The 26,542-nt window shown below is 66.9% G+C and carries 28 protein-coding genes and 6 pseudogenes; 18 read left to right on the plus strand and 16 right to left on the minus strand.

Translation table 11 applies throughout. The features are described 5' to 3' along the window. Nucleotides 1-24: 24 nt before the first annotated feature. Nucleotides 25-1,044, plus strand: a complete 1,020-nt coding sequence (locus tag OG405_RS16095) for a hypothetical protein (RefSeq protein ID WP_327147316.1) — start codon at nucleotides 25-27, stop codon at nucleotides 1,042-1,044. A 36-nt stretch (nucleotides 1,045-1,080) separates the two neighbouring features. On the opposite strand, the gene OG405_RS16100 is transcribed toward OG405_RS16095, so the two are convergent. Continuing rightward, entirely contained in the window at nucleotides 1,081-2,325 is a 1,245-nt protein-coding gene (locus OG405_RS16100; protein WP_327147317.1) for an erythromycin esterase family protein, read from the minus strand. 80 nt (nucleotides 2,326-2,405) lie between these two features. Between OG405_RS16100 and OG405_RS16105 the strand changes: the two genes are divergently transcribed. Continuing rightward, the gene (locus OG405_RS16105) at nucleotides 2,406-3,134 is read left to right on the plus strand and encodes a TioE family transcriptional regulator (protein WP_327147318.1); all 729 of its coding nucleotides are present in this window, start codon (nucleotides 2,406-2,408) and stop codon (nucleotides 3,132-3,134) included. Nucleotides 3,135-3,198: 64 nt separating this feature from the next. On the opposite strand, the gene OG405_RS16110 is transcribed toward OG405_RS16105, so the two are convergent. From OG405_RS16110 to OG405_RS16120, 3 genes are all read right to left on the minus strand, one after another. Next, nucleotides 3,199-3,684: a hypothetical protein gene (locus tag OG405_RS16110; RefSeq protein ID WP_327147319.1), complete on the minus strand. Its 486-nt coding sequence runs from the start codon at nucleotides 3,682-3,684 to the stop codon at nucleotides 3,199-3,201. Between the two features lie 94 nt (nucleotides 3,685-3,778). Continuing rightward, entirely contained in the window at nucleotides 3,779-5,128 is a 1,350-nt protein-coding gene (locus OG405_RS16115; RefSeq protein ID WP_327147320.1) for a family 1 glycosylhydrolase, read from the minus strand. 78 nt (nucleotides 5,129-5,206) lie between these two features. After that, entirely contained in the window at nucleotides 5,207-5,644 is a 438-nt protein-coding gene (locus OG405_RS16120; protein ID WP_327147321.1) for a TIGR03667 family PPOX class F420-dependent oxidoreductase, read from the minus strand. Nucleotides 5,645-5,852: 208 nt separating this feature from the next. Here OG405_RS16120 and OG405_RS16125 point away from each other — a divergent pair, with 208 nt between their 5' ends. The 4 genes and pseudogenes from OG405_RS16125 to OG405_RS16140 all read left to right on the plus strand — a co-directional run. Further along, nucleotides 5,853-6,110: a hypothetical protein gene (locus OG405_RS16125; RefSeq protein ID WP_327147322.1), complete on the plus strand. Its 258-nt coding sequence runs from the start codon at nucleotides 5,853-5,855 to the stop codon at nucleotides 6,108-6,110. 132 nt (nucleotides 6,111-6,242) lie between these two features. Further along, a pseudogene (locus OG405_RS16130) lies at nucleotides 6,243-6,422 on the plus strand (thiolase C-terminal domain-containing protein); the annotation flags it as partial. A 134-nt stretch (nucleotides 6,423-6,556) separates the two neighbouring features. Then, nucleotides 6,557-7,078 (plus strand): DoxX family protein, encoded by a 522-nt coding sequence (locus tag OG405_RS16135; RefSeq protein WP_327147323.1) that lies wholly within the window; start codon nucleotides 6,557-6,559, stop codon nucleotides 7,076-7,078. Between the two features lie 23 nt (nucleotides 7,079-7,101). Next, a pseudogene (locus tag OG405_RS16140) lies at nucleotides 7,102-7,570 on the plus strand (NAD(P)-dependent oxidoreductase); the annotation flags it as partial. Between the two features lie 100 nt (nucleotides 7,571-7,670). On the opposite strand, the gene OG405_RS16145 reads toward OG405_RS16140, so the two are convergent. Then, entirely contained in the window at nucleotides 7,671-8,381 is a 711-nt protein-coding gene (locus OG405_RS16145) for a TetR/AcrR family transcriptional regulator (protein ID WP_327147324.1), read from the minus strand. A 125-nt stretch (nucleotides 8,382-8,506) separates the two neighbouring features. Here OG405_RS16145 and OG405_RS16150 point away from each other — a divergent pair, with 125 nt between their 5' ends. Next, nucleotides 8,507-9,199 carry an O-methyltransferase gene (locus tag OG405_RS16150; RefSeq protein WP_327147325.1) on the plus strand — a complete coding sequence of 231 codons (693 nt, stop codon included), beginning with the start codon at nucleotides 8,507-8,509 and terminating at the stop codon, nucleotides 9,197-9,199. 235 nt (nucleotides 9,200-9,434) lie between these two features. Next, a complete protein-coding gene (locus tag OG405_RS16155; RefSeq protein WP_327147326.1) occupies nucleotides 9,435-10,412 on the plus strand; it encodes a phosphotransferase in 978 nt (325 codons plus the stop codon). Between the two features lie 73 nt (nucleotides 10,413-10,485). Here the strand turns inward: OG405_RS16155 and OG405_RS16160 are convergent, their stop codons facing one another. After that, a complete protein-coding gene (locus tag OG405_RS16160; RefSeq protein WP_327147327.1) occupies nucleotides 10,486-11,088 on the minus strand; it encodes a TIGR03086 family metal-binding protein in 603 nt (200 codons plus the stop codon). 69 nt (nucleotides 11,089-11,157) lie between these two features. Between OG405_RS16160 and OG405_RS16165 the strand changes: the two genes are divergently transcribed. Further along, on the plus strand, nucleotides 11,158-11,616 hold the full coding sequence (locus OG405_RS16165; RefSeq protein WP_327147328.1) for a MarR family winged helix-turn-helix transcriptional regulator: 459 nt from the start codon (nucleotides 11,158-11,160) through the stop codon (nucleotides 11,614-11,616). A 58-nt stretch (nucleotides 11,617-11,674) separates the two neighbouring features. Here the strand turns inward: OG405_RS16165 and OG405_RS16170 are convergent, their stop codons facing one another. Further along, nucleotides 11,675-12,037 (minus strand): hypothetical protein, encoded by a 363-nt coding sequence (locus OG405_RS16170; protein WP_327147329.1) that lies wholly within the window; start codon nucleotides 12,035-12,037, stop codon nucleotides 11,675-11,677. 33 nt (nucleotides 12,038-12,070) lie between these two features. Next, entirely contained in the window at nucleotides 12,071-13,222 is a 1,152-nt protein-coding gene (locus OG405_RS16175) for an MFS transporter (RefSeq protein ID WP_327147330.1), read from the minus strand. 250 nt (nucleotides 13,223-13,472) lie between these two features. Here OG405_RS16175 and OG405_RS29260 point away from each other — a divergent pair. The 3 genes and pseudogenes from OG405_RS29260 to OG405_RS16185 all read left to right on the plus strand — a co-directional run. Continuing rightward, nucleotides 13,473-13,673: pseudogene (locus OG405_RS29260) on the plus strand (ABATE domain-containing protein); the annotation flags it as partial. Nucleotides 13,674-13,915: 242 nt separating this feature from the next. Continuing rightward, complete coding sequence (locus OG405_RS16180; protein ID WP_327147331.1) at nucleotides 13,916-15,439, plus strand: SulP family inorganic anion transporter; 1,524 nt, start codon at nucleotides 13,916-13,918, stop codon at nucleotides 15,437-15,439. Nucleotides 15,440-15,442: 3 nt separating this feature from the next. Beyond that, the gene (locus tag OG405_RS16185; protein WP_327147332.1) at nucleotides 15,443-15,844 is read left to right on the plus strand and encodes a MerR family transcriptional regulator; all 402 of its coding nucleotides are present in this window, start codon (nucleotides 15,443-15,445) and stop codon (nucleotides 15,842-15,844) included. Nucleotides 15,845-16,031: 187 nt separating this feature from the next. Here the strand turns inward: OG405_RS16185 and OG405_RS16190 are convergent, their stop codons facing one another. Next, nucleotides 16,032-16,673, minus strand: coding sequence for a TetR/AcrR family transcriptional regulator (locus tag OG405_RS16190; RefSeq protein WP_327147333.1), 642 nt, complete (start codon nucleotides 16,671-16,673; stop codon nucleotides 16,032-16,034). 100 nt (nucleotides 16,674-16,773) lie between these two features. Here OG405_RS16190 and OG405_RS16195 point away from each other — a divergent pair, with 100 nt between their 5' ends. Further along, nucleotides 16,774-17,655: an alpha/beta fold hydrolase gene (locus tag OG405_RS16195; RefSeq protein WP_327147334.1), complete on the plus strand. Its 882-nt coding sequence runs from the start codon at nucleotides 16,774-16,776 to the stop codon at nucleotides 17,653-17,655. Here OG405_RS16195 and OG405_RS16200 read toward each other — a convergent pair. Both OG405_RS16200 and OG405_RS16205 read right to left on the minus strand, forming a co-directional pair. Then, complete coding sequence (locus OG405_RS16200) at nucleotides 17,603-18,223, minus strand: acyl-CoA dehydrogenase family protein (RefSeq protein WP_327147335.1); 621 nt, start codon at nucleotides 18,221-18,223, stop codon at nucleotides 17,603-17,605. The two genes, OG405_RS16195 and OG405_RS16200, sit on opposite strands and share 53 nt — an antisense overlap. Before the next feature lie 405 nt (nucleotides 18,224-18,628). Further along, entirely contained in the window at nucleotides 18,629-19,240 is a 612-nt protein-coding gene (locus OG405_RS16205) for a hypothetical protein (RefSeq protein ID WP_442790564.1), read from the minus strand. 183 nt (nucleotides 19,241-19,423) lie between these two features. Between OG405_RS16205 and OG405_RS16210 the strand changes: the two genes are divergently transcribed. Continuing rightward, on the plus strand, nucleotides 19,424-20,080 hold the full coding sequence (locus OG405_RS16210) for a TetR/AcrR family transcriptional regulator (protein ID WP_327147336.1): 657 nt from the start codon (nucleotides 19,424-19,426) through the stop codon (nucleotides 20,078-20,080). 48 nt (nucleotides 20,081-20,128) lie between these two features. Then, nucleotides 20,129-20,419 carry a hypothetical protein gene (locus tag OG405_RS16215; RefSeq protein WP_327147337.1) on the plus strand — a complete coding sequence of 97 codons (291 nt, stop codon included), beginning with the start codon at nucleotides 20,129-20,131 and terminating at the stop codon, nucleotides 20,417-20,419. On the opposite strand, the gene OG405_RS16220 is transcribed toward OG405_RS16215, so the two are convergent. Further along, on the minus strand, nucleotides 20,355-21,398 hold the full coding sequence (locus tag OG405_RS16220) for a serine/threonine protein phosphatase (RefSeq protein ID WP_327147338.1): 1,044 nt from the start codon (nucleotides 21,396-21,398) through the stop codon (nucleotides 20,355-20,357). The two genes, OG405_RS16215 and OG405_RS16220, sit on opposite strands and share 65 nt — an antisense overlap. A gap of 218 nt (nucleotides 21,399-21,616) precedes the next feature. Continuing rightward, a pseudogene (locus OG405_RS16225) lies at nucleotides 21,617-21,972 on the minus strand (methylmalonyl Co-A mutase-associated GTPase MeaB); the annotation flags it as partial. Here OG405_RS16225 and OG405_RS16230 point away from each other — a divergent pair. Further along, nucleotides 21,963-22,458: pseudogene (locus OG405_RS16230) on the plus strand (SDR family NAD(P)-dependent oxidoreductase); the annotation flags it as partial. The pseudogenes OG405_RS16225 and OG405_RS16230 sit on opposite strands and share 10 nt — an antisense overlap. 102 nt (nucleotides 22,459-22,560) lie before the next feature. After that, nucleotides 22,561-22,745 (plus strand): annotated as a pseudogene (locus OG405_RS29265) (SDR family NAD(P)-dependent oxidoreductase); the annotation flags it as partial. Between the two features lie 398 nt (nucleotides 22,746-23,143). On the opposite strand, the gene OG405_RS16240 reads toward OG405_RS29265, so the two are convergent. Both OG405_RS16240 and OG405_RS16245 read right to left on the minus strand, forming a co-directional pair. Then, complete coding sequence (locus OG405_RS16240; RefSeq protein WP_327147339.1) at nucleotides 23,144-24,070, minus strand: nucleotidyl transferase AbiEii/AbiGii toxin family protein; 927 nt, start codon at nucleotides 24,068-24,070, stop codon at nucleotides 23,144-23,146. Continuing rightward, nucleotides 24,067-24,720 carry a hypothetical protein gene (locus OG405_RS16245; protein ID WP_327147340.1) on the minus strand — a complete coding sequence of 218 codons (654 nt, stop codon included), beginning with the start codon at nucleotides 24,718-24,720 and terminating at the stop codon, nucleotides 24,067-24,069. Before OG405_RS16245 ends, OG405_RS16240 begins: the two co-directional genes overlap by 4 nt. 240 nt (nucleotides 24,721-24,960) lie before the next feature. Here OG405_RS16245 and OG405_RS16250 point away from each other — a divergent pair, with 240 nt between their 5' ends. Then, nucleotides 24,961-26,172 carry an IS110 family transposase gene (locus OG405_RS16250; protein ID WP_327147341.1) on the plus strand — a complete coding sequence of 404 codons (1,212 nt, stop codon included), beginning with the start codon at nucleotides 24,961-24,963 and terminating at the stop codon, nucleotides 26,170-26,172. A 67-nt stretch (nucleotides 26,173-26,239) separates the two neighbouring features. Here the strand turns inward: OG405_RS16250 and OG405_RS16255 are convergent, their stop codons facing one another. Further along, entirely contained in the window at nucleotides 26,240-26,461 is a 222-nt protein-coding gene (locus OG405_RS16255; protein ID WP_327147342.1) for a hypothetical protein, read from the minus strand. Nucleotides 26,462-26,542: the final 81 nt, after the last annotated feature.

The following is a 26,542-nucleotide window of genomic DNA, read 5'->3' on the forward strand; positions in this document are numbered from 1 at the left end:
TTTCGGAGGGCTAGGGTACGGAGCGTGAGCCGGAAAGACTACGAGCGACGGGTTGCCGCGAGCCGTGCGGAGGTTCAGCGGCTCCCACCGATGGCGTTGCGGGAGCACAGCCGATCGGTGCCGCCCACTGCGACGGCGGTGCCGGTGTCGGTGGATATCGGACCGACGGGCGAACTGCTCGTGTTGTGGTCCACGCCGGCAGGCAGCGAGGCGATGGGCGCGCGGACCGTCGGCGCGGGCGGCGCGACCTTCCCCGACTCGCGGACAGCCGGCACCGCACCGATTCACCTGACCACGCAGACAGCGCATTCGGCGACCGTGGCCACGCTGACCGATCCGGGAATCGCTCATCCGATGGTGCAGCCGCTGCCCGATGGTGGTTCGCTGCTGGTCGGCGCTCGGTGCCGGTGGCGCACAGACGCCGGTGCCGAGCACAACGCAGTCGTATACGACTCCGACGGCGCGGTGGTGCGCACCGGGACACTCGGCGACGGCATCAACCACGTTGCGACGACCCCCGGCGGCCGGATATGGGTCGGTTACTTCGACGAGGGCGTCTACGGCAACTACGGCTGGGGCAGCGAGGGCGCACCCGGCCCGATCGGCGCGCCGGGACTCGTCGCGTTCGACACCGATCTCCGCCCCGAGTGGCGCTATCCGCTGCTGGACCAACCGATCAGCGACTGCTACGCACTCAACGTCACCGGCGAGACGGTCTGGACCTGCTACTACACCGGCTTCCCGATCGTGCGCGTCGACGACGGCAGGATCGACTCATGGGACAACACGACCCCCGGTGCGACAAACCTTCTCGTCGCAACCGACCACACGGCGGCCCTGGTCGGCGGATATGCAGGTTCGCAGTGGCGGATCAGCGCCGGACAGCTCGGCCCGTCCGAATTCGAGGTCACCGCCCAGTACCGCCTGACGATGCCCGACGGCTCCGAACCACCCGATGAAACGCACCTCGTCGGCCGCGGTCCGGACCTGCATGCCGTCGTCGGCGATACGTGGTACCGGCTCGACCTCGACGCACTCGCCTGAACGCCCGTCGATACCCGGCCGACCGGGCTGATCACGTCAGAGACCAGCCCACCGCGGCTTCGGGTCCACCTCGACCGCACCTCGATGAGGTTCGTGCCGTGCGGCGGGGACCGGCAGACGTATTCCGCTCGCCCCCGGCCCTCGGACGGCCGCCCCGTCGTGGATGTGCAGGATCACGTCTGCCGCGGCGGCGCTCGCCCCGTCCAGTGGGAAGAAACCCTGTGCAGGCGTGTGGTCGTCGCGGATTCGGGCAGGCGGAATATCGGCGGGCGCCACCAGCTGCTGTGCAACCACCCGGGTCTGCAGAAACCCTTCGTAGGTGTCCGGCGCCGGTTCACCCAGACCGATGGTCTCGTCGCGACCCAGAGTTCCGATGACCACTGTGTACCGCGCGCCCATCAGCGACGCGACGATGGCACCCGCGCTCGACCAATCGATCTGCATATCGCCCATGCGCATACTGCTCGGATTCCGCTGGAGATGGGCGTTCTGGGCGAAGACCATGGTCGGCCCACGCTCGGCCTCCGCGCGCCGGATATCGAGCAGGTTCCGCGCCATGAGCGCGTCCCGGGTGGCACACAGGCGGGTCCACCGGGCAGTCTGCTCGAGGTCTTGCGCCGCCTGCTTGTGGTATCGCAGCAGTCCGAGACCGGCGGTGAGATACGTCTCGGCGCGGAACCATTCGGCACGTGAGGTTTCCGCGATCAGTTCGGGAGCGCGGGTGTAGAGCTCGATCAGCATGTCGTCGGCGAGGACACGAAGGGCGCCGGCCTCGGTGGTCGCCCCGGGCGATTCGACCGGATCCATTACCGCCTCTGTGCGGGCCCATCGCTCGTCCGCCCCGAGCAGCCCCGCGAGATCGAGATCGAGTCGCAGATAGTCGCGGGTGTATTCGAGATACCGGCGTGGACTGGGTGCGCTCATCGTCTCCGTCGGAGCGTCGAAGCCGTGGCAGGCCAGGCGGTCGTCCGGGCGACGCTGCTCGTTGTATTCCCGCATCCAGGAGACCAGATGCCGGTTGGCTTCGAAGCCGCCGAAGCCGTGCGAGAAGCCCCGCGCCATGACCTCGTCGAGCGCGCCCACTCCGTGCCGGACGTAATCGTCGACGAGGAGGGCGGCCACCCGATCGGTCTCCAGGGCGATGGACCGATAGCCGTGACCGGCCAGCTCCGCGAACAGGTCATTGCGGGTCCAGGCGAATGCGGGTTCGAGATGGGTCGGTTCACCGAATGCCAGCAGGTCGACAGGGGTGGTGAGGAAGGTCCCGATATCTTCGTTCATTTCTTCGATCGTATCTTTGAAAGCTCGGTTGAAACTTTTCGCATGTTTTCCTGCGATCCATCGACTAGAGTCTCAATTCGGTGAGCACCCTGAGACCCGCGGACCTCGCGCGCGAGCACGCGCTGTCGGCCCAGGCCGTCCGCAACTACGAGCGGGACGGGTTCATCCCACCCGCCGATCGCACCGCCACCGGCTACCGGATCTACACCGAGATACACGCGGCGGCACTGCGCGCCTTCCGCGCCCTCGTCGCCGCGTACGGGCACGCACTCGCCGGACAGATCATGAACGAGATCCACGACGGTGATATCGACTCCGCGCTGAAACTCGTCGACCGCGGTCACGAACAGTTGCTCCGCGACCGCGAAACTCTCGACACGGTCCGGCGGGCGATCGGCCACCTCACCACCGAGGACGACACCTGTACCGATCGTTACCCCGCATCCGCCACCCGCACCGTCGGCGAACTGGCGAGTCACCTGCACCTCACCCCGGCCACCTTGCGCACCTGGGAAACCACAGGCATCCTCGCTCCTGCCCGGGATCCGGCGACCGGTTATCGCGTCTACACCCCGGCCGATATCCGCGATGCGGAACTCGCGCATCTACTCCGGCGGGGTGGTTACGGGCTGCACCGGATCGCCGCGGTGGTGGACCGGATCCGCACAGCCGGTGGTACGGAGACCCTGGCAGGCGCACTGGCCGAATGGCAGGGCAGGATCACCGCACGCGGGATCGCGATGCTGGAGGCCGCAGGACGGCTCGGGGATTACCTGGGCCGACTCCGGGACGAGGACGCCGGGCAGTAGGCAGGGCCGGTGACCGCCGGCCAGGCCGGAGACAGTCCAGCCGTGACCTTCCGGCTCCGATGATCTACAGAGCCGAACTCAGACTTTCGAGAATTCCAGCGAATTCTGCGGGCTCGATCTCGACCTCGAAGACCCTTCCCGCATGCTCGGGATGATCGAGCACATGCGCCTCACGCCAGAACTGCAACGTGATCACCAAGTGGTCCCTGTCGCGGAAGCCGTAGGTCACGAGGTTATCGGTCGTGGGTCCCCAGTGCAGTAGCCAGAACTGCTCGCGCAGCTCGCAAATCGGGTCGTCGTCGGTCGCGGTGTCGAACCGTCGATGAGTGGCCACCGGGGACAGCCCGGCGAAGGGCAGCGGTGGAAAAGCCCCGGAACGGATCGAGAGAGCAGTTTCCTCCACAGAGTGGCGGAACTGCTCGACGAAGACCATATTGTCGTCGCAGGTCAGCCACTGATCGGCCGCCCACAGGTCCACTCGACGCAGCCCCGAGGCCCAGTCGCCGATTTCCACAGCGAACCTGTCTTTTTCACCCAGAAGTACGGCCACCTGGCTACGATGCCAGGTTCGTCGAGTCGCGCACAACCGAGTTCGTCTCCGCATTGTGAACCGCAGAGACGGCGATCCCGGCGCGCCGCCTACGCTACGGCGCCGCGACCGGGGTCAGACAACTGGCCGGCGGATCGACCAGGAGGCAGAGGGCCGGGGGCCGGGTGGGACGGTAACCCGCGGGAACACCGCCCGCGGCGACGATCTGGGAATAAGCGCCGACGGCGTCGGTGGGCCAGCGGGTGAGAGTGGGATCGGAGCGTACGTCCACCGAATAGAGTCCGAATCGGGGACTGTAACTTCCCCATTCGTAATTGTCGGTGAGGCTCCAATAGTTGTAACCGATGACATCGATGCCGTCGGCTCGCGCGCGTTGGATCCAGTAGACGGTATCGCGGAGGTGGTCGCTGCGGGTGTATCCGTCTGCGCGGGGCAGGCCGTTGTCGGTGGCCATGCCGTTTTCCACCACGTAGAGCGGTTTACCCGGGAACCGTTGCGCATAGTATTTCAGCGCGTAATAGATCCCCTCCGTACGCAACGGCAATTCCCAGATCGGTTGTCCGGGCAGGGACAGCATCGACGATCCGGCGGCCTTCGAAACGGTATCGAGCAGTGACCGTACCGGGTCGTAGGCGAAGTAGTAGTCGACTCCGACGTAGTCCAACCGACCGGCGATACGGTCGACGAGGGCGCCGTTGATCTGAACATCCGCGCCGGCGACATAGCCGATATTGCTGGTCACCTGAGCGGTTGGCCGAACCCGGTGGATATGGTCGTAGATGGCGTTGTGCGCCTGCGCGAGACGGTCCAGCATCACGGGTGCGTCGGCGGCACCTCGGGAGGTCTCGTGCGCGATATAGGCGACCGGCTCGTTCACGGTGACCCACAAGGGATCCAGAGACGCGTAGCGATCGACGACCTTTCGCATATTCGCCAGCCAGTCATCGACCATGCCGGGCGCGCGCCAACCGCCGCGATCGACAGCCCAGCCCGGGTACACCCAGTGGTCCAGGGTGACCATCGGTCGCATCCCGGCCCGCACGATTTCGGCGAGGACCGCATCGTAGAAGGCGAACGCGGCGGGATCCCAGACGCCGGGCGCCGGTTGCAGCCGGGCCCATTCGATTCCGATCCGGAAAACCTTCACACCCAGCCCGGCGGCGAGCCGGATATCGGATGAGTAGCGACCGACGAAGTCGGCCGAATCCTGAAGCCGGTCGTATCCGGGGTTCGTGGCGACGTATCGGCTCCAGTTGCTGTCGGGCGTACGGCCTTCGGTTTGGAAGCCCGACGTCGAGACCCCCCACAAGAACGCGGGATCCAGCGCCGGTGGGCCTGCGGCCGGCCGCGTTCCCGGAACTGCGGCGGATGTCGCGCACAGAAACAGTGTCGTAACGACGGAACCGAGTGCGACCAGGAGGCGCCGATGATGTCGAAACCGCATCAGTTCAGCGTAATCGGTACGTGTCCGCCAGGAGCACAGAATGCCGAGATGATCGTTGCGACTCAGCGGATTCGGCGGTCAGAATCCACGCAGCCGATCGGGCACGACCCGGATGGGCACCGAGTACTCGGCGCGGAACCGATCTCCGGTCATGGACAGACCGTTCAATCCCTCCGCGTACTTCTCGAGATACGCCGCGGCCTCGTCGGGATCGACGGTGGCCTCGAGCCGGGCGCCGCCCCCGAATACCACCACTTCTCCCCCGCTCTCGGTGCTGTCGAAGTGCAGCGCCACCCGCGGATTGCGCGCGATATTGCGGAGCTTGGGCCGGTCCGGCCGACTGAAGATCAAGAAACTGTTCCCGTCCCAGCGGAACCACACCGGGTTGGGCTCCGGGGTGCCGGTGGGGCCGACGGTTGTCAGCCAGACGATCTGTTCGCGTTCCAGCCCCTCTGCGATACGGGCACCGAATTCCGTTGTGGGGTCGAATAATTCATTCGCACTGGATGTGGTCATGAGCGGCCTCCGGGAGCTGCGGGCAGGATGCGCCCGGAACAACACCGGGGCCACGGAGACGATTCCCGGCCCAGAGCTCGGTTACCCGGCGATCCGGTAAGTATCCGGTAACTATTTTTAGAGGTCACTTTTCCATTAAAAAAGGGCCGCGCGCCGGCAGGCCGTGCGAAACTTCAGCGATTCGTCCGCCGCGCCGAAAGAAGCCTCGATGAGAACCCTGTCCATCCTGGGCACCGCCGCCCTCGCTGTCGCCTCGTTCGGCCTGGTCACGGGCGTGGCGCCGGCCGGGGCCACGCCCACCGGGTGCCACGCCTCCTACGACCCCTGCGTCCCCATCACCAGCGATGTGGACTGCGAAGGCGGCAGCGGAAACGGACCCGCCTACACCGGCCGGGTCCGGGTGATCGGCCCCGACGAGTACGACCTGGATCGCGACGGCAACGGACTCGGCTGCGAGAGCAGCTGATCGTATCGGTTGGAACCAGCTACCCGGCGATTCGAGTTCGGTCCGAGCAACAGCCGAACACACCGATCCCCACCTGGACAGGCGTCGGAGACGGAACGACAGATCCCTTACGAGCATCGCCGAAGCTCTCGGAACACCCACGGCGGACAGCTCTCACACGGCCGCACCCACGGAATGGGTCTGATGCACGAGGCGATCGTCCAGTTGCGCGGGACCGCCGGTGCACGCCAAGTGTCCGACGCAAAGGTGGCGGTGGTGTCCAGCGGTGGGCTCACACCGGGCGGCGCCGTGCTGCTGCGGAGCGAATCCTGATGGCCCGGACCGACCGGGGTGCGCGGTGATTCTGATCGAAGAGGAATGCGTCATCGCCCGCAGAACCGGAGAGTTCTCCGGGCCCGATCTGCAATTCGACGGCGGCGCGGCGGCGCGGCAGGGAAGGTAATCGAATGGACATCACCGATATCGCGCTACTGCTGCTCCGGTTGGTCGTCGGCGCCACCATGATCGCCCACGGGGTCAACCACTGGATCGGCGGTGGCAAGATCGCCGGCACCGCGGGCTGGTTCAGCGGCCTGGGATTGCGCCACGGCGTATTGCAGGCATGGTTCAGCGTGATCACCGAGATCGGCGCGGGGGCGCTGCTGATCCTCGGACTGCTCACCCCGCTGGCGGCCGCGGCGGTCATCTCGGTGATGCTGGTCGCCGCGTTGCTGGCACACCGTAAGAACGGCTTCCTCGTATTCAAGGACGGCTACGAGTACGTCCTGGTTCTCGCGGTCGTATCGCTGGTCATCGGCATCCTCGGCCCCGGCTGGCTGTCCGTGGACCACGCCGCCGGGATCGCGATCACCGGCTGGGCCGGCGGCGCGATCTCGCTCGGGCTCGGTGTGCTGGCCACCGCGGTTCTGCTGACGGTTTTCTGGCGACCCGCAGCCCCGAAGTCGGAGTCGGCGGACGCCGATTCCTGAGCTGTGCGTAGAGAGGAACACTGATGCGCGTCGGATTCATCGGATCGGGTAGTCAGGGCGGGCCTATGGCCCGCCGCATCGTCGAGGCCGGACATCCGACCACTCTGTGGGCACGCCGGGCCGCCACCACCGAGCCCTACGCGGACACCGCGGCGAAGGTCGCCGCCAGTCCGGCCGACCTGGCCGCCGAGAGCGATCTGGTGTGCCAGCCCCGATACCGCCACCGCGATCGCCGCCGCCCCGGCCGCCGCCGGGCGCCACGTGGTCGATGCGCCGGTGAGCGGGGGCCCGCACGATATCGCCGACGGTGAGCTCACCGTCTTCCTCGGCGGTTCCACCGCGGCGACCGCGCTGGCGCGGCCCGTCCTGACCACCTGTGCCGACCCCGTCCTGGCCGTCGGTGAACTGGGCAACGGCCAGCGGGTGAAACTCGCTAACAATTCCCTGTTCGCCGCCCAGATCGGCCTGGTCACCGAGGCCGTACGACTGGCCGGGCCGACCGATCGGGTAGCGATCTCGGGCTCCTCGAACCGGCCATCCGCGCCGCGGTCGATACCACGTGAATTCGGATCGCGGTGCACGCGAACAACAGCTATCGCGTTGCCGCCAGCAGCCTTTCCACCGTGTGAACCACTTCCGTCGCCACCCGTTCGAACACGGCGTCAGCGTCGAAACCGGTTTCGGCACGGGCCCGGTGCAGTAGCGGCAGTTCGAGTGCTGAATGGACCTTCAGCCACTGTTCCGGCACCGGATACTGTTCGGCGACCGGCTCACCGATATCGGCCCGGTAGTCGATGAAGAGGACGAATCCGTAGATCCGTACCGTCAGATCGCTGTGCACGAACAACGCGTCGGGCAGGTCGAGCCCGACCTCGGTGAGGAAGGTCAGGAATTCTTCCGGTGCGGTGAGCCGGCGTTCGGGTACGCGAGCGTCGCTCACCCGTTCGTCCAGTGACACCAGCAGGGCCCGAGGGTGGCGGCGGGCCACTGCGCGGTGCAGGTGGCAGTACCCGCGCAGGCTCTGCTGCCAGCGCTCGGGGTCGAGCTCGGGAGCCGGCCAGCCGGCCAGCCAGAGTTCGACGGCCCGGTCCACGACTTCTCGGCGATCCTGCACATGCCGGTAGAGGGCCCGCACCGTCACATCCAGTTCGGTGGCGAGATCCTGCATCGATACCGCTGCGAACCCACGGCGGCCCGCGAGTTCCAGCATCGTCCCGGCGATCGTCTCGGCGGTCAGCGTCGCGCGGCCGCCCCGGGTGGGTGGGCTGCGCCGCCGACGGCCCGGCGGAAGCGGTTGAGACACGGTTCGGAACTGTACCGCCCAATCTTGACGTTCACTACCCATTGACATCAGCGCGGTGGGCTCTCAGGATTGGGCTGCCACGGCGAACACCGGCGGCGTGATCACTGCCGAGGAGAGGTACCACCATGGACTCCGACACCCTTCAGAATTCCGAAATCGACCGCCTCGTCGCGGACCTGCAACAACGCAGTACGGAGCAGATCTCCGCGATCGGAACCTATTTCGCCGACCGTGCGGCGCGCGGACAAGCCGCCGACCCGAACGATCTCGATGCCGATGCCGATGCCTTCCTGGCCGACAAACTCATCGCCCTCGAACACGACAAAGCCCTGCTGTGCCACCGGCTGTGTCTCGCCATGCGAGCACGTCGGGTGGTCGAGGTCGGCACGTCCTATGGCGTATCGACCCTGTACCTGGCCCAGGCGGTACGCCTGGTGACCGAGAGCGACGGCGGTTCGGGCCGAGTGATCGGCACCGAGATCGAACCGGCCAAGGCCGCGGCGGCTCGCGAACACTTCCGCCGCGCGGGCCTCCAGGATGTGATCGACCTGCGCGAAGGCGATATCCGCACAACGTTGGCCGATCTGGAAGCCCCGCTCGATATCGCGCTGATCGATATCTGGCCGGTACTGGCACGGTCCGCGTTGGAGATGATCGCACCGAAACTGCGCCGCGGGGGCGTCGTGCTGATCGACAACACGGCCGGGCATCGGGACAACTACCGCGACATGTTCGCTTACATCGAGGATCCCGGCAACGGCCTGCTCACCCAGACCCTGCCCTTCGCGTCCGGATTGGAGATGGTGGTCAAACGGTGAGATCCCCGGAGGCCGGGGATCGGCGGCAAACCGATGCGGGTAAAGAATTGTCGTCTGCCGATACTCCGATCCTTTTGGCAGCCTCATCTGACCGCACCGAACCTCGGGGAACCGGCCGGGCCGAACCCTGTGCACGGTCGATGGATCATGATCGGGCGGATATCCGACCGGTGAGTCGGCAGCACAGCGAAAACCCCGTGCTCGTGTGTCCGAATACGTCCTAGGATCCGATCTTGTGCTCACCCATCCTTCCTTTATCGGTGACGAGGCGATCGCGCATGCGGTCGGTGCTCACTGGTTGCCCGAGGTTGCCGACATCAGCTATCTGCCCTGGGGTTTCGGCGCGCACCACTGGCGGGTGACCGCCGGGGGGACCACTGTGTTCGTGACGTTGGACCAGTTGGAACCCCGGCACTCCGCGATCTCACTGGAGGCTGCCTACGCCGGGGCCGCCGCACTGGCCGCCTCCGGTTCGGCCGCGGTGTGCGCACCGTTGCCCGCCCGGTCGGGTCGGTTCACCGTCGACATCGGGGTCGGTGCGCTCAGCGTGACGCCGTGGCTGGAGGGCCGGAGCCCGAGCGCGGCGGAGGCCCGCGAGCCCCGGCATATCCGCGAGATCGTTCTCGCGCTGACAGCGCTGCATCGTGCCGATCCACCTGACGGCCTGCGGTCGTGGACCCCCCGCGTCGGCCCCGAGTTCGCCGATGAGATGCGAATTCACACCGCCGAGCCCTGGACGAGCGGCCCGCTGGCGGAACAGGCACGGCTCGCGCTCGCCGCCCACGGCGATGCGATCGAACGCTGGACCGGCCGCTACCTGGAACTGGCGGACGTAGCGTTTTCCGGACAGGACTCATGGGTGCCGACGCACGGCGAGCCGCACAACGACAATCAGGTCATGACCGCCGAGGGGTTGAGGCTGGTCGATTGGGAGTCGCTGGCTCTCGCGCCACCCGAACGGGACTATGCGGATCTGCTCCCCGCAGCAACAGGCCTGTTACTCCCCGACCCCGCGATGGTAGAGCTGTTCGCGCTGGACTGGCGGCTCTCCGAGATCGCCGAGTACGCACGCTGGTTCGCCGCTCCGCATATCGGCAGCGAGGACGACCACACTGCGCTGGAAGGGTTGTTCGAGGAATTGGCAGGGGACGCGCAAGGCCATCCCGGTGAGACTGTCGCGGGCCCACCTGAGACCGGCCCGACATCGGCCTGATCACCCTGTTCGCCGACGTCGGCGATACGGAGATCGACGCGGGTCGCTCTCTCCTGAAACGGATTGTCGCCGGCTACTCGCTCTTCGGCCACGCGGGTGAACGGCCGAGCAACCGGAGTATCCGATCCAGCGGTGCATCCGGATCACGGCCCGGTAGCGCGTGCGCGAACGCAGCTCCCGACTGCTCGCGTTCCGGGCCGTCGGGAACCGCTTCGGCGATACGCAGCACCGGTTCGGCAGCCTCGGGGTCCAGTTCGTAGCCGACGCCGAGCGCTCGCGCGAGATCCCAGCCGTGGACGATGTAGTCGACGAGGTGGAATCCGAGGGCCTGATGCCCGGGCACGGTGACATCCGGACCGAACTCCGGGAGGGCGAAGGTGCGTTCCGGTACACCCGGCTCGGCGAAGGCCCGCAGCACCTCCGCCGCGGAGTCTGCGTATTCGGCCGGGGTGTGCGGCCCGGGTGGCCGCTCCCGCCAGTGTTCGAGATCAGCACCCTCACCACGGGCACCGGCGGCGAATCCGCGGTGCTGGGCCGCCATATGCGCCAGCAGACGACCCACCGGCCATCCCGCGCACGGAGTGGGGAGCGCGAGTTCTCCGGAAGTCACGAGTTCGGCAGTGGTCACCGAGGTGAGCACCGCCCGGCGGTCGAGTTCTACGAGATCTGTAGTCATACCAAAACCGTACGCAATCGCATACCATGGGTCAATGCTTATTATTCTCCAGTAGGTAGGTTCTATCTCATGGGAACCACGGATCGTCCGGATCTGGCGGCGATGCTCGCGCCGCTGACCCGCACCCTCATCGCCATGGAACGCCCGATCCTCGAAGCCCACGGCGTGACCATGTGGGGCTACTCGGTCCTGATCGCGTTGAGCCGGGGTACCGCCCGCGGGCAGGGCGTACTCGCCCAGGAGATCGGGGCGGACAAGACCCGCATCATCGCGGTACTCGACGACCTCCAGGACCGAGGTCTCATCGAGCGCACACCCGACCCCGCCGACCGTCGGGCGCGCCTGCTGGGACTGACGCCGGAGGGCCACCGGATCGCGGCCGCCGTCCAGGCCGAGATCCAGGCACGCGAGACCGAAGAGGTCCTGGCACAGCTCCCCGCCGCCGATCGCCGCGGTTTCCTCAATGCCCTGCGCATCCTGACCGCGCACCCCCGCGACCTCGCACCGGGTGACCCCGGAACCGACTGACCGGGCCGTCGATCCCCGGAGGTGGCAGCGGGGATGTCGAGCCGGCCGCACTGCCAGCTCACGGATTCCGAGGGAATCCGGCCTCGAGCCAGGCCACAGCGAGTTCGGTCCAGTAGACGCTCCATCCCGCAAGCGCTCGTTCCAGGACATGCTCGAAACCCAATGCGTGCCCGGCCAGGCTGGTGACTCCGAGTTCCGCTGCGACCTGCTCCATCGGTTTCTCGAGCAGCGGAAGAAACGCGATCATGCCGGGCGGTGAATCGGTCGGCAAGACGTGGCGGCCGGGCTCGCCGACAACCCATCGGCCGTCATCCGCTCGGCCGACCCATTTGCCCGCGTGGGTCACGCGGATCATGGGCAGCCAGTGAACGAGCTGCTCGGTGTCGCGAAGGTGATCTGTTCTCCATTGCGAGTCCGGCACCAGGACACATTCTCACCACTTGTGGAGCACCGCTCAGCCGAGTGGGGATCTGCGTGCGGCGGCGACGACGGCGGGCACGATGGCCAGTGCCAGGATGCCGCCGCCGATGGCCAGTCCGGGGTAACCGGCAGCGACGACGACCAGCCCCGAGGCCATGCCGCCGGCGGCGCCCGCGATGGCGATGGTGACGTCGACCAAGCCTTGGGTTCTGGCACGCGTAGCCAGCGGCACGGCGTCGGTGATGATCGCGGTACCTGCGACGAGGCCGAAGTTCCAGCCGAGACCGAGCAGAGTCAGTGCCACCGCAAACAGGGTGACGGAGTCGTCGGGGGCACACGCGGCGACGATTCCGGCGCCGAGCAGGACCGGACCGGAAACGGTGGCGATGGCGAAGCGGCCATAGCGATCTACGAGCCAGCCGGTCAGCGGTGATGGCAAGTACATCGCGCTGATGTGGACGGCGATCACAAGGCCGGCGGCCGCGGTGCTGTGACCGTGGTCGTGCATGTGGACGGGCGTCATGGTCATGATCGCGACCATCACCAACTGGGCGAGCGCCATGACCATCGCACCGACCAGCACGCCGGAGCGGCGCCCTTCGACCGCGCAGTGCGGCAGGCTGTCGGCATCATCGGGCTGCGTGGCGATGCGTTCTGCCTCGAGCGCGCGGGCAAGCAGCAGCGGGTCCGGGCGCAGCCAGATGGCCAACACCAGGGCTGCCGAGGCGTACGCGGCGCCGGCGAGCAGGAACGGACCCGCCAGGTGGGGGATGCCGATTGCGTGTGCGAGGTTGCTGGTCGGCGCGGTGAGGTTGGGGCCGACCACGCCCCCGAGTGTGGTGGCGACCAGCACGGTCGACACGGCCCGGGCGCGGTGCGCGGGGCCGGCCAGATCGGCTCCGGCATACCGGGCTTGCAGATTGGTGGAGGCGCCGGCGCCGTAGACGAACAGCGCTACGAACAGCAAAATCGGATTCTCCGCGACAGCCGCCGCGATGATTCCGACGCTGCCGATGGCACCGGTCAGATACCCGGCGACCAGGCCGGGGCGGCGGCCGCGGGCTTGCGAAATCCGTCCTACCGCGACGGCCGCCAGCGCGGAGCCCGCGGTGCCGAGCGTGCTGGGCAGACCGGCAAGGCCGGTTGAGTTGAGCATGTCCTGCGCGAGCAGGGCGCCGACGGTCACACCCGCCGCCAGCCCCGCACCGCTCAGCGCCTGAGCGGCGACCAGGACGCGCAGGGTGCGGCGCTGAGCCCGGGGATCGGGGAGATCATCGATGCGGTCGGATATCGAAGTTGTCACGACAGCGTCAGCCCAGCTCACCCAGCTCGAGGCGGTCACGGAGTCCGGCAGCGTCCTCGGTTGTGCCTATCGAAATCACTAGCAAACTCCTCACGGCGGCAACTCTGATTATCCGTGAGTACGGCCGGGCGGACACCTCATCGATCTGCTCGGCACCCCCGAATCGACGAATCGGTGGCTCGCCGAACGCGGCCTCGCGCCTGCCGATGCCGGAGTGCAGGAGATGTGCGCGACGCAGCTGCGCGTGCTGCGAGAACACATCAGGGCCATGGCCTCGACGGGCAACGATATCGTCATGGACCACGCCCTCAGCGAACCGTGGCTTCGCCGATGAGACGTCGGCCACGTCCCACCCTCCGGCTTGCAACTCTCCCCCCACTGGAGAGTACTGTGATCCCGGGTCGAGCGAACATCGTCCCCACGGGTGCGGCAACGTGGCCGCGCCCGGCGGTCCCGGTGTGGCCGAGCCCATGCTCGACACCCCCCTTCTTTTGCCCTTTCAACTTTTCGGCCGGTGAGCGCCTACTCGCTCCGGTGGCGCTGTCGTGCGCGTGTGATCTGTGGACGGAGTCTTTGGTGGTTTCGGCAATTGACCGACCCGAGGTGGTCGAGGACTCGGTGTGGGCGGCGCTGCGCAGCCCGAAACGGCTGCGTATCGAGGTGCTGGCCGGGCTGGTGGTCGCACTCGCGTTGATTCCGGAGGCGATCTCGTTCTCCATCATCGCCGGGGTCGATCCGCGGGTGGGGTTGTTCGCCTCGTTCACCATGGCGGTCACCATCGCGATCGTCGGCGGCCGGCGCGCGATGATCTCGGCGGCCACCGGCGCGGTCGCCCTGGTCGTCGCGCCGGTGGTGAAAGAGCACGGCCTGGACTACCTGATCGCGACGGTGCTGTTGGCCGGGTTACTGCAGATCGTGTTGAGTGTGGCCGGGATCGCCGAGTTGATGCGTTTCATTCCGCGCAGTGTGATGGTCGGGTTCGTCAACGCGTTGGCGATCCTGATCTTCACCACGCAGCTCCCACACCTGCTCGGTGTGCCGTGGCTGGTCTATCCGATGGTCGCCGTCGGGCTGATGGTGATGGTGTTTCTGCCGAAACTGACCACCGTGGTGCCGGCACCGCTGGTCGCGATCGTGGCACTGACGGCGGCGACGATGGTGTTCGCGCTCAACGTGCCCGATGTCGGTGACGAAGGCGAACTCCCTTCCAGCCTGCCCACGTTCGCCCTCCCGGATGTACCGCTCACCCTCGACACCCTGAAGATCATCGCCCCCTATGCGCTGGCGATGGCGCTGGTCGGCCTGTTGGAATCGCTGATGACCGCGAAACTGGTCGACGACATCACCGATTCACACTCCGACAAAACCCGCGAAGGCCGGGGCCAAGGCGTGGCCAATATCGTCACCGGCTTCTTCGGTGGCATGGGTGGGTGCGCGATGATCGGGCAGACCATGATCAATGTCAAGGTCTCCGGCGCCCGCACCCGCATCTCCACCTTCCTGGCCGGGGCGTTCCTACTCGTCCTGGTCGTCGGGCTGGGCGGGCTGGTAGCCCAGATCCCGATGGCCGCGCTGGTAGCGGTGATGATCATGGTGTCGGTGGGCACCATGGACTGGCACTCCATCGCCCCGAAAACCCTGCGTCGCATGCCGATCGCGGAAACCCTGGTCATGCTGGTGACCGTCGCGGTCACCGTGGTCACCCACAACCTCGCCTACGGGGTGATCGTCGGCGTGCTGGTCGCGATGGTCGCGTTCGCCCACCGCGTCGCCCACTTCACCCAGGTCACCGGTTTCGATGACCCCATCATCACCGATGACGGTGTGCTGCAGGGCCGCCGGGTGTACAAGGTGCGCGGAGAGCTGTTCTTCGCCTCCAGCAACGATCTGGTCTACCAGTTCGACTATGCCACCGACCCCGGCCATATCGTCATCGACATGGCCGACACCCACGTCTGGGACGCCTCCGCCGTCGCGGCCCTGGACGCGATCACCACCAAATACGCCGCCAAAGGCAAAACCGTGGAGATCGTCGGACTCAACCCCGCCTCCGAAGCCCGCCACGGCCGCCTGTCCGGTCACCTCGCCGGAGCGCACTGACCGATGGACGCGCCAGGTGGGGAAGGGCTTCTGCAGATCGGCCCGGTCGCCGAGCGCACCGAGTTGTCGATCAAAACGATCCGCCACTACGAGGAGGTCGGGCTGGTCACCCCCTCGGCGCGGTCGGCCGGCGGGTTCCGCCTCTACACCGCCGCCGATGTCGACCGGCTGCTGATCATCCGGCGGATGAAGCCCCTCGGGTTCAGCCTCGCGGAGATGAAGCAGCTTCTCGACGCTTTCGCCGTCCTCGACGATCCCACCGCGGTCGGTGAACAGCACGACCGCGCACGGGAGTTCCTGCGACAGTGCCGGGAACGAACCCGCGACAGCGCCCGGCGGCTACGCCGCCATCTCGCCTACGCCGCCGAATTCGGCGACCTGCTCGACACCCGCGCCGACACATGACCGCAACGCCCGCCGCGGCGATGGTCCGCTCGCCCGGGTCCGGTGGTATCGCGGCCGAATGTGAGTCCCTGGCCCGATGGCACCGACAACGCCTCGAATCGGCGAGCCGGCCACGCACGCGGCCGCCACAGTGCGATGTCTCGCCGAGGTGTCACGCCGCGCCATCCCTCGATCCCTGCGCCTCGGCTCACGGCGTTGTGTCATCGATCGCCGACTCGGACGGGTTTTCGTCTCGGGGCCCGAGGACGAGGTCGAGCTGTTGGTCTACGAGTTCTTCGGCCAGCTGGGCTGTGCCGTGACCCTGGATCAGGCCCTGGGCTATCCCCGCGATCGACGCGGTGATGAGTTCGGCGATCAGGTCGATTCGATGGACGGCCGGTTGGAGGTGGTGAGCTCGCCCGAGCTGATCGGCGACGATGGAGACCAGCAGCCGCGATGCTGTGAGCGTTTCCTCGGTTGTGATGCCCTGCCCGGTGACCGATCCCGTGCCGAACGCGCCGAGAACGATGGTCTCCTCTCGACGCTGTTCGTCGAGGGGAAGTAGTTCGGTCAGCACTGCTCGAACAGCTTCGCGGGGCAGTATGTCCTCGCCCAGGGCGGCCCAGCGTCGCGCGAATCGGGTACCGACGTTTTCCATCACCGATCGGTGGGTTGCGAGGAGGAGGTCTCTCTTGGTTCCGCAGTAGTACTGCACCAGGCTCACCGAGAAGCCCGCTTCGGCGGCGACCGATTGGAAGGTCACTGCGTCCAGGCCGCCGCGGACGATGAGTCGCCGCACGGCGCCGGTGATCTGCCGCCGCCTCAGTTCGTGGTCGACCAACCGTGGCACGCTCGCTCCTTCTCTCCGGCGTGAAGATCCCGATTCTTTAGTATGCCCGTACTATCTAAGATAGTATGCATATACTATAAAAAGTCGGAGGAGCGAGTCCATGCCGAAGATCGGGCGTTTCAAGAGCGATGAGGCGAAGTTCGAGTATCTGCGCGTCTACGACGCCGCGGCCCGGCGCTGGCCGGTCCCCTCGACCGAACTCGATGTCGAAACGTCATTCGGGACAACCCGAGTGCGCAAGTCCGGAACCGGCAAGGGCGAACCGGTCCTGCTGCTTCCGGGGATCTCGGGTAGTGGCTTGGTGTGGCACCGGTTCATCGAGGATTTCGCGCGTGAGCGCGTGGTGTACACACCGGATGTCATCGGATGGCCGGGCCGCTGCGTGCAGACCGCACCCGTACGCGACGGCGCCGACGTAGCGAAGTGGGTGGTCGAGACCCTCGACGGACTCGGCGAGGATCGAGTCCACCTGGCCGGGAATTCTCTGGGCGCCTGGATGGCCATCATGGTCGGGGTCTACCACTCCGACCGTCTGGCGAGCCTCACCATGTTCGAACCCGGCGGGGCCACCTTCGCCAAACCGAAATGGAGCCTGCTGCTCAAATTCCTCGCCGCCGGCCTACGGCCGACACCAGAACGGATGCGCAAGCTCAACGCCTGGCTGGTCCCTCGCGCGCAGCTCACAGACGAGGAGTTCGCGATGGTGATGGCGAGCCTGAAATTCCGGACCGGGATGCCATGGGACCGAGTGCTCACCGACGAAGAACTGGCAGCGATCACCGCGCCGACCCTGGCGCTCTTCGGCGCCGAAACGGTCGTCAACGACCCCGAACTCGGTGCGGCCCGCGCCCGGAAACACATTCCGTCGGCAGACGTGGAGATATACCCGAATATCGGGCACGACCTCCTCTGGGCGAACCAGGAGGAGGTCATCCCTCGCTTCCTGGACTTCGCCGGAAGTCACGATCAGATACGGGGTTGATATCGCCCTGCGTTTCGGCGAATCGGGCAGCCTCGAGAAAGCGCACCGCGTGGTCGACGATCTGCTCGATCTCGAGTCCCCGCACGCGAGCCGCGGCGGCGGAGGCCTTGGCCGCCGAGACGGCCCGGCACGATTCCGGCGAACCGTCCACCGGTGCCGACAGGGCTTCGGACACCAGCCTGCGCGCGATGGTGAGTTCCACGAACATATCGGCGCAGGCGTGTTTGACCGCTTGGAAGGATCCGATCGGCCGGCCGAACTGCGCACGGACTCCGGCGTATTCGACCGTCGCGTCCAGCATTGCCGCACCGACTCCCAGACTGTCGCAGGCCGACGCCAGCGCGGCCCGGTCGTAGAGCGCACGCGAGCCACGGTCGCCGCCGGCCAGGAATGGTCGGACCTCGTCCGGAGCCAGAGCGACCTCGCGTGCGGTGATCCGGCCCAGCGACCGGGTCTCGTCCACCACCGCTCGGTCGTCGATCCGCAGCCCGGGCGCACCGGACGATACGACAGCGACCTGCACGGTCCCGTCCGGAGCACGCGCGGGAACGAGCAGTGTGGTCGCCACCGGAGCGTCGGGGACGAAATCGGCGGTTCCGGATAATTCGTACCCTCGGTGGTTTGGGTCAGACGGAATGTGGGTACTATGCCTCCGGTGCCGGCACAAGCCGTTTCGCCGCCGGCCGCCGGCACCATATTTCCTCTCAGCACCGCGATCGGTATCGCGATGCCCGTGACGGTTTCGCGCAGCACCGCGTCCCGGTGGGTATTCGGCTCGAGCAGCGTCAGCGCGCCGATACCCGCCGAGGCGACACTCGGATACGCGGTGCGCGCGACCGCACGGCCGACCTCCTCCAGCAGGATGCCGGCCGCTGTGCCACCGTATCCCTCCGGCACCTCGAGACCTGGCCGGCCCGCTCGCACCAGGACCGGCCAGTCGATATGTTCTGCGGCTCCGGCTCTGCCGAGCAATTCACGGGCCACGGTTCGCCTCAACAATCGCTGGAATCTCGCCTGGGGTTCGGGCCCGCACTCCTGTCTCGCGCAGTCGCCGACGATGCTGATTGCGGCCCGCGTCGAAGGTGACCTCCGCGAGGTGCAGCACTGGATCGAACGCGGCCGTCCGCCGAGTGGTCACGGCATGTGCGGGTACGACGAAGACACCGGCCTCGGTGATCACGGCCAGACGATCGCAACGATCACCGTCCAGCACCGGCGCCGCGGTGCCGCTCAACAACCAGCCGTCGCCGTCCCGGGTGGCGGTCACCCCCTCGAACACCGCGGCTCCCGTCCCGTGGGGGACGCCGGAACCCGCTGCCAGCGGCGCGAACTGGGTCATCGTGGCCAGATAGGAGGTCGGGTCGGTCGCCCGGCCCAAACCCTCCAGCACGATGGCGAGTTCCACTGTTTCGGACGGTTCGACGAGTTCGGTCCACCCGAGTTCGACATAGGTCTTCCAGAGCCTGCCCGGGTCCGCGCCGGCGTCCACGATCTCCCGGATCACCGCCGCCGGAAACTCTTTGGCGGTGACTTCCCGGACCGTATCGCGCAGCAGCCGTTGATCGGCATCGAACTCGAAGAGCATCCGGGCTGCCTCCTGTGGCGGGGTGGCGTTATGTTCAGGAGAATAGCATTCTCTTGAGGTGAAATTAAGAGTCTCTCCAAGGGAGCGAGAATGGGACGTGCCTGCCCGGACATGGTACGTTCTCCGGTACAGTGCATTCATGTTCTCCACAGATGGGATCAATGGGATCGGGCGGGCCGACCGGTGACCAGCCCGAGCGAAGAACCGGCCTGGAAGCGGCGTGCCGTCGAGCGCTCGATCCGCACCGCGAAGCTACGCGCCGAACAGCGGGTCCAGCGCTTCCTCGATGCCGCCCAGGCGATCATCACCGAAAAGGGCACCACCGATTTCACGGTCCAGGAGGTCGTGGATCGGTCCAAACAGTCGCTGCGCAGCTTCTACCTGCAGTTCGACGGTAAGCACGAGCTGCTGCTGGCACTGTTCGAGGATTCTCTGAGCCGGACCGCCGAACAGATCCGGGCGGCCGCGGCAGGCAAGGACAACGCCCTGGAACGGCTGCAACTGGCCGTGGAACTCCTCTACGAACTGTGCCGCCCGGATCCGACCGCGCAGCGTCCGCTGTTCACCGACTTCGCACCGCAACTGCTGGTCAGCCATCCGGCACAGGTGAAGGTCGCACACACGCCGCTGCTGACACTGTTCACGGAACTGATGGACGACGCCGATGAGGCCGGACTGCTGCGCACCGAGGTCAATCCGCGCCGGGTGGCAGCCATAGTGATGCAGACGGTCATGTTCACCGCACAGTCCAACGGTGGCATCGACGACGAGACCGCGTATCCCATCTCGGCCGAGGAGATCTGGGACTTCTGCGCCCGGGGCTTCGCCCACGCCGACTAGTCGAGAATAACGTTCTCAAATCCAGAGATACAGACTTACACTTGCTGTATGCCCGACCTCTGGACCGACCTTCTCGCCTGCATGGACCTCGGTCTGCGGCCCATCGCGCCGCAGACCGGCGACAAGACTGCGCCCGACCCCGATCCGCAGGCCACGCTGTCGGTATTCGAAGGCCCCAATCAGCAACTGGAATACCACCGGCTCTTCGGCGGCCAACTGCTGGCACAGTTCCTGCGCGCCGCCGCTTTCGCCTGCCCGGACAAGACGGTCACGATCAGTTGTGCCGCGGAGGGGCCGGCCGGCCCGATCGGCCTTTACCGGCCGGGCATTTCGCGTTGATGTCGCCGCCGAACAATTTCCAGTAGAAGGTGTTCATCTTCGCGGCGGCCGGTGCGTGCCGTGTCAGGATCGCGGCTACGACCGACGACACGTCCTCTGGGATGTGACCAGCGGCGCACTGAAGTACGTAGTCGTTGCGGGCGGTGGAGCCGATGCTGGTCGGTGTCGGTATCCCGCAGACGTCGGTTACCAGCCAGTTGACCAGTCGCATGGCGGCGTAGTCGGCGTCATGGGTGGCGTGGCGTTCGACGAAGTCGCGCTCGGCAGGCGACAGGTCGAAATGCGGCGAGGTAGCCAGCCCGAAGTCGCTGAGATAGATCCGTTCCCCGTCACTGCGCATGTTGCCGAAGTGTCCGTCCATATGCAGCAGCTCCCGATCGTCCAGGAACCCTACAATCTCTGAGAGCTGCCGCTCGACCGCGGCGGCCTTGCCGACCGGGTTCTCACGCAACCAGTCCACGATCGGGTGCGGGATATATTCGCAGAACAGCACGAGGCTGGACGGTGCGGCGGCCAGCGCTTCGAGACGGTTCCGCACCGCTCGGCAGCCGCCCTGGGCGGCAACCACCGTATCGATGTCGGCGTGTTCAGCTGCGACCGGCGACCTGCCGGGCAGAACCCGCCAGTGGTAGAGCATCGGGAAGGCCTGTGTCTCGCCGGCCAGAACACCACCGGTGACGATGATGTTCGCGGCCAGCTCGCGCCATGCGTTGAAGCTCGGGCCGCCGGTGCCGTACTGGCAGAACACCGGCAGGTCGAACAGATTCGCGGTGGAGCCCGGGTGGGCGAGTTCTCGATCGGTCAGCGGGATGCGTTTGGCGAACACCGGTACGCCGTCGACGCCGAGGACTGCCGAGCCGCCGCCCACTCCCACGCTGTTGGACCGACCCGTGGCCGTGAGTTCGGCGAGCTCGAGGTCGCTGCGGGAGGCCAGGAAAGCCGAGAGTCTCTGATAGCGGTCGCTCCTGGCGGCTGTCATCGCACGATTCTGCCACTGATCGGGTAGTCGACCGCTTATGGCCGAACGGCCCAGCGATCATGGTTGCACGAGCGCCGGCCACAGACGAGTACGGCCGGACCTCCGTCGCCGGTCATCGCCGGCCGCCCGCGCCGATATCGGGACCGGCGAGCCGATCGCTCCCCGGGCCGCACCGGTGTTGGACCGCAGCTGCCGGCGCCCTCACCACCCGGCCGCATCAGTTGGTCCACAGCCGAATAGGGATCGCACGCGCCCGCCGCCACCGCGGCGGCGAGGGTGTCGAGCACCGGATGGGCGCGCAGCCGCTGTAGGCCAGTGACAGGATCTGCGCCCGGGCCCGGGCAGCGCGCCGGGGTGGGGTGTCGGCGCGGTGGTGGGCGTCGACGGCGTCGACCAGTTCGGGGATACCGGTGCCGTTCGCCGCGACAGCCGTGAGTATCGGAGCATCGGATTCGGCGCGTAGTTCGCGAACCGTCTGCTCGGCGCCGTCGCGGTCGGCCTTGTTGACCACCAGCAGATCGGCCACCTCGAGCAGTCCCGCTTTCGCGGCTTGCACGGCGTCCCGGCCGGCTGGTGGGCAAGGACGGCACCCCCGCTGGCATTGGACGGGTCCCGCACCACCATCGAGTTCTATCTGATCGCCGTGTTCAACGTGATGCGGCTGTCCGCTGCGGCCATCGCGGCATCCGAGCCTACCGAGGAGGGGTCGCGCGGCGTGATCGTCGACACCGCGTCGGTCGCCGGATACGAGGGCCAGATCGGCCAGCTCCCCTACTCCGCGGCCAAAGGCGGCGTGATCGGCATGACCCTGGTGGCCGCCCGCGACCTTTCCCCGCTCGGTATCCGGGTGGTCACCATCGCCCCGGGCACGTTCAACACCCCCGCCTACGGCAAGGCGGCCGACCAGCTCGAACAATACTGGTCCCCGCAGATCCCGTTCCCGAAGCGGATGGGGCGCTCACCGGAGTACGGACAGCTGGTCCAGTCGATCGTGGAGAACGACTACCTCAACGGCGAGGTCATCCACCTCGACGGTGCACTGCGCTTCCCGCCGAAGTGAGCGCATCCGCAGGCCCCGCCCAGGAGCCCGGCGCCGGGGCGACCGGACCGGGCGCCGGGCGCAACCCTTCCGGGCTCGGTCGATCGCTGGCCCGGTCGATCGCTGGCGGGAAAGGTCGCCTTCGTCGCCGGGGCCAGCCGCGGTATCGGCGCCGCCATCGCGGCGAGCCCGGCCGCGGCGGGTGCGGCTGTCGCGGTGGCGGCACGCTCCGAGGACACCGGCGGGTTCCGGGCACGATCCACGAGGTGGTCGACCGGATCAGCACCGCGGGCGGCGGTGACATCCCGGCCGATATGGTGGAACCGCCCGAAACGATGGGCCGGGCCACGGCACTGCTCGCGACGCAGGACGGAACCGGCATCACGGGGACCGTCCAACGCTCCGAAACCCTGCTCGCCACACAATGATTCCGGCTCCAGCCGCACGGAACCTTCGGATCCGGACTGTCCGCCGCCCACGGTGGTGCATCTCGGCACCGGTCCCGTCGGGATACAGCCCGCGCCGACTTCACCGAGTCCCCGGCAGCCGGGCCACCAGGTCGGCGATCTGACCGGACGAGTGACCCGCACCGAGGAGTTCGCGGACCAGCACGATGCGTTCGGCGGCCGAACAGTGCGAGCCGGCGAACCTTTCCGCGAGTCCTGTTATACCCTCGGCGACCAGGAGAGCGCGCAGAGCAGGCAGATCATGGCGGCAGTTTTTCGGTCAGCAGCGGCAAGATCCGGTTCGGGCCGGAGGCGAAGGTCGGGGCGAGCGCGACCACGAGTCGCCACACGAACTGCTCGTGTGCGCCCGCGAGCAGCGGGTGGTCCGCGGCGAATGTGGACCAGTCGACGTCGTTGGCGATTTCCACTATCACGTCCAGCGGAGCATCGAGCGCGGCCAGTGCCGGTATGCGACAGGACTGCAGTGCGGCGTCGAGTAGGTCACCGGGCAGCCGGCAATGTTCTGCCAGCAGAACAGCGTCGTAGAGGTCTTTGCCCAACGGCCCCGAACAGTCGGGCTCCTGATCGTCGTCCGCTGCGGCACCGAGACCGGCGTCGGCGGCGAGCCAGGCGATCTTCCACGCGAGCGACAGTCGCTTACTCACCGCCTGTAGCACCATCGGCGGACCCGGCGGACCCGAGCGCGGGATGAGTGTCGGCTCGGGCGGGTCGTGCAGTGGCTCATCGAAAGCGAAATCGATTTGTACAGTGCCGACCTGTCCACGCCCGTGCCAGGACAGCACCAGCCGCTCACCGGGCAGACCACCATAGCGGTAGTCGTCGCCGATCTCGTCGCGGAAGAACACCTTCCGGTCGATGAACACCGTGCTACCCGCCCGGCGCGACATCGCCACAGCATCTGCCACGATATCGGCGAGCATCTCTTCCACCGACGGTTCGTCGAGTCGCCACAGTCGGTGGTGCACGACGAAGTCCAGGTCGCCGGGCTCCCGCGCCCGCCCGCCGAACCACGCCTTGGCCAGCGCACTGCCGCGCAGGACCAGCCGCGCCGACCACGGCGACTGCGCGATCGCGGCGAGTACGTGATCGATCACCGCCCGCCGAGCGGCAAGCCATTCGACTCCGTCCTCGGGCTCGGTGAAGTACCACGGAAGATGAGCGTTCACGGCGCCACCGCCGGCTCGGTGATCCAGCCCTCGTCTACCGATTCGTTCGAGTCGTACACCACGAATTCCTGTTCGACGGAGAGGATTCGATAATCCGCCAGCACCGCCAGCAGCTCCGTCAGCCGAGCTGACGCTGTCCGATTGCCCACGGCCCGGCAGCGCTGGGTGACGAACCGCTCCGTCCGGCCGTCCGCCCGGGCTCGCCGCGCATTCGCGGACACGTGCGCCCGATGCCCCGTGACCGTAGCGGCCAAATGGTCCGGCACGGCCCCCGCGGGCAGCAACAGCTTGATGTGGTGTTCGAAGTAATATCGCGATCCCAGAACCACGGCGGCCGCGTCGGTGCCGGGCACGCCCTCGGCCCACGGCGTCACCTCGAGCTTCGCCCGCGTCACCTCGAATCCAGCTGCCGACAGCGCCGCGACCACTGTATGGATCCACTCACGCACCGCCACCACTGTTCCGGATCTCCGCACCGTGATCATCGGCTGGTCAGGCGTTCGCCCCCGCATCAACACGATGTGAGTGAATTTCATATCGTGCCGCGCCGCGTACCGTTCCAGCGCCACGACAGTCCCGGCTCCACTGGCACGGATGGTGATATGGGCCTCGAAATCACCGTGTACGGCCGCCAGCTCGATCTCTGTCACACGCTGATCTAAGCAAAGGGCACCGACACTGATGATGGAAAAGATCTTGATCGTCGTGTCTCTCGCACCGACTGTTGCCCTGCTGGGTTGACCATCACTTGGTCTGACCGGCGATCAAGGTCCCGCACGCTGGCCGGGCGGACATGACTTAATAAGAGCCTGGTCAAGCCTCATCAATGTCCTGTCTGCCCGCCCGACCGGCGTCGACCCACCAAAGTCGATTCAGAAGGCAGAACCAGCATGACAGTGACCGCCCCGGTCGCCAACCCCGCACTCGTCGCGGGAGTCGATACCCACGCCGACACCATCCACATCGCCGTCTGCGACCTGGTCGGCCGGGAACTCGGCGATCAGGAATTTCCCACCACCACAACCGGATACCACGCCGCGCTGAAATTCATGGCCTCACACGGAACAGTGCAGGCCATCGGTGTCGAGGGCACCAGCTCCTACGGGGCAGGGTTCACCCGCGCGGCCCTGGCCACCGGCATCGAGGTCCGCGAAGTCATCCGGCCCGAACGCTCGGTTCGGCGGATGCAGGGGAAATCCGATCCCCTCGACGCCTACGCCGCTGCCCGCGCAGTCTTGTCCGGACGCGCGAACGCGGCCCCGAAATCCGAGCAGATCGAAGCATTACGGGCACTGAACAACGCCCGCCGCTCAGCGGTCAAAGCCAGCACCGCGGCGATGAACCAGATCCATCACATGCTCGTCACCGCCCCCACCACAATCCGGGAGAAATACCGAGGCCTCAAAGAAAAAGCACTGGTTACCGCACTGGCATCATGCCGGCCAACTGGTACCGACCCCGTCGCACGAGCCGTGCTGACCGCGCTGAAGACCCTGGCCCGTCGTCACCAGTTCCTCACCACCCAAGCCGAAGAACTCCACCAGCAGCTCCGCGAGCTGGCCACCGCCGCCAACCCCCACCTGCTGTCTTTGCACGGCGTCGGACCCCACACCGCAGCGCAGCTGCTGATCACCGCCGGCGCCAACCCCGACCGGCTCCGCAGTGAAGCGTCCTTCGCCGCCCTGTGCGGCACCGCACCAGTGCCGGCATCGTCGGGCAAAACCACCCGCCACCGACTCTCCCGCGGAGGCGACAGACACGCCAACAGCGCCCTGCACACCATCGCACTGGTCCGCATGTCCAACCACCCACGCACCCGTGAATTCGTTGCCCGACAACGCAACAAAGGACGCAACCCGGCCGAGATCATGCGCATCCTCAAACGCGCGATCGCCCGCGAGATCTTCAAATCCCTCACCCGCGGCCTGGCCGCACCCGGCCTCGCCGATCTTCGCCCGGCTCGCCAAGCCAAGAACATCACCCTCACCGCCGCCGCAGCCGCGATGGGCACCTACATCACCAAACTCGCCCGCACCGAACTGGGCACCTACCCCGACTACGACCTCGCCGACCGCTACCGCGCCTGGCTCACCGCAGCTTGACAAAAATAGGAGCATCAACCCTCGCGGAGCTCTTCTCCGCGACCGAAGTATTCGCTTCGGACGCGGACTATCTCCTTCCGGAGGTGAGCCGGGCGATCGTCGCGTGGAAATCGTCGGTCTGGAAGAACTGGTATTCCGCGGTGGTGGCGTAGTCCAGGGTGGCCGCCACCGACTTCTCGAGCTGAATGTTCAGTATGCGTTTGGTCGCCTCCACAGCCTGGCGGGGCATACCGGCGATCCGCTTCGCGCACGCCAGCGGATCGGCCACCACATGATCGGCCGGGCCCATTTCCCGGGCGTGTGCGGAATCTACGGGACGAAACCCGACCGTGCATGATGTGCAAGTTGCGATAGTGTGTGTCACACACTA

Source organism: Nocardia sp. NBC_01329, from assembly GCF_035956715.1.
Lineage (GTDB): Bacteria > Actinomycetota > Actinomycetes > Mycobacteriales > Mycobacteriaceae > Nocardia.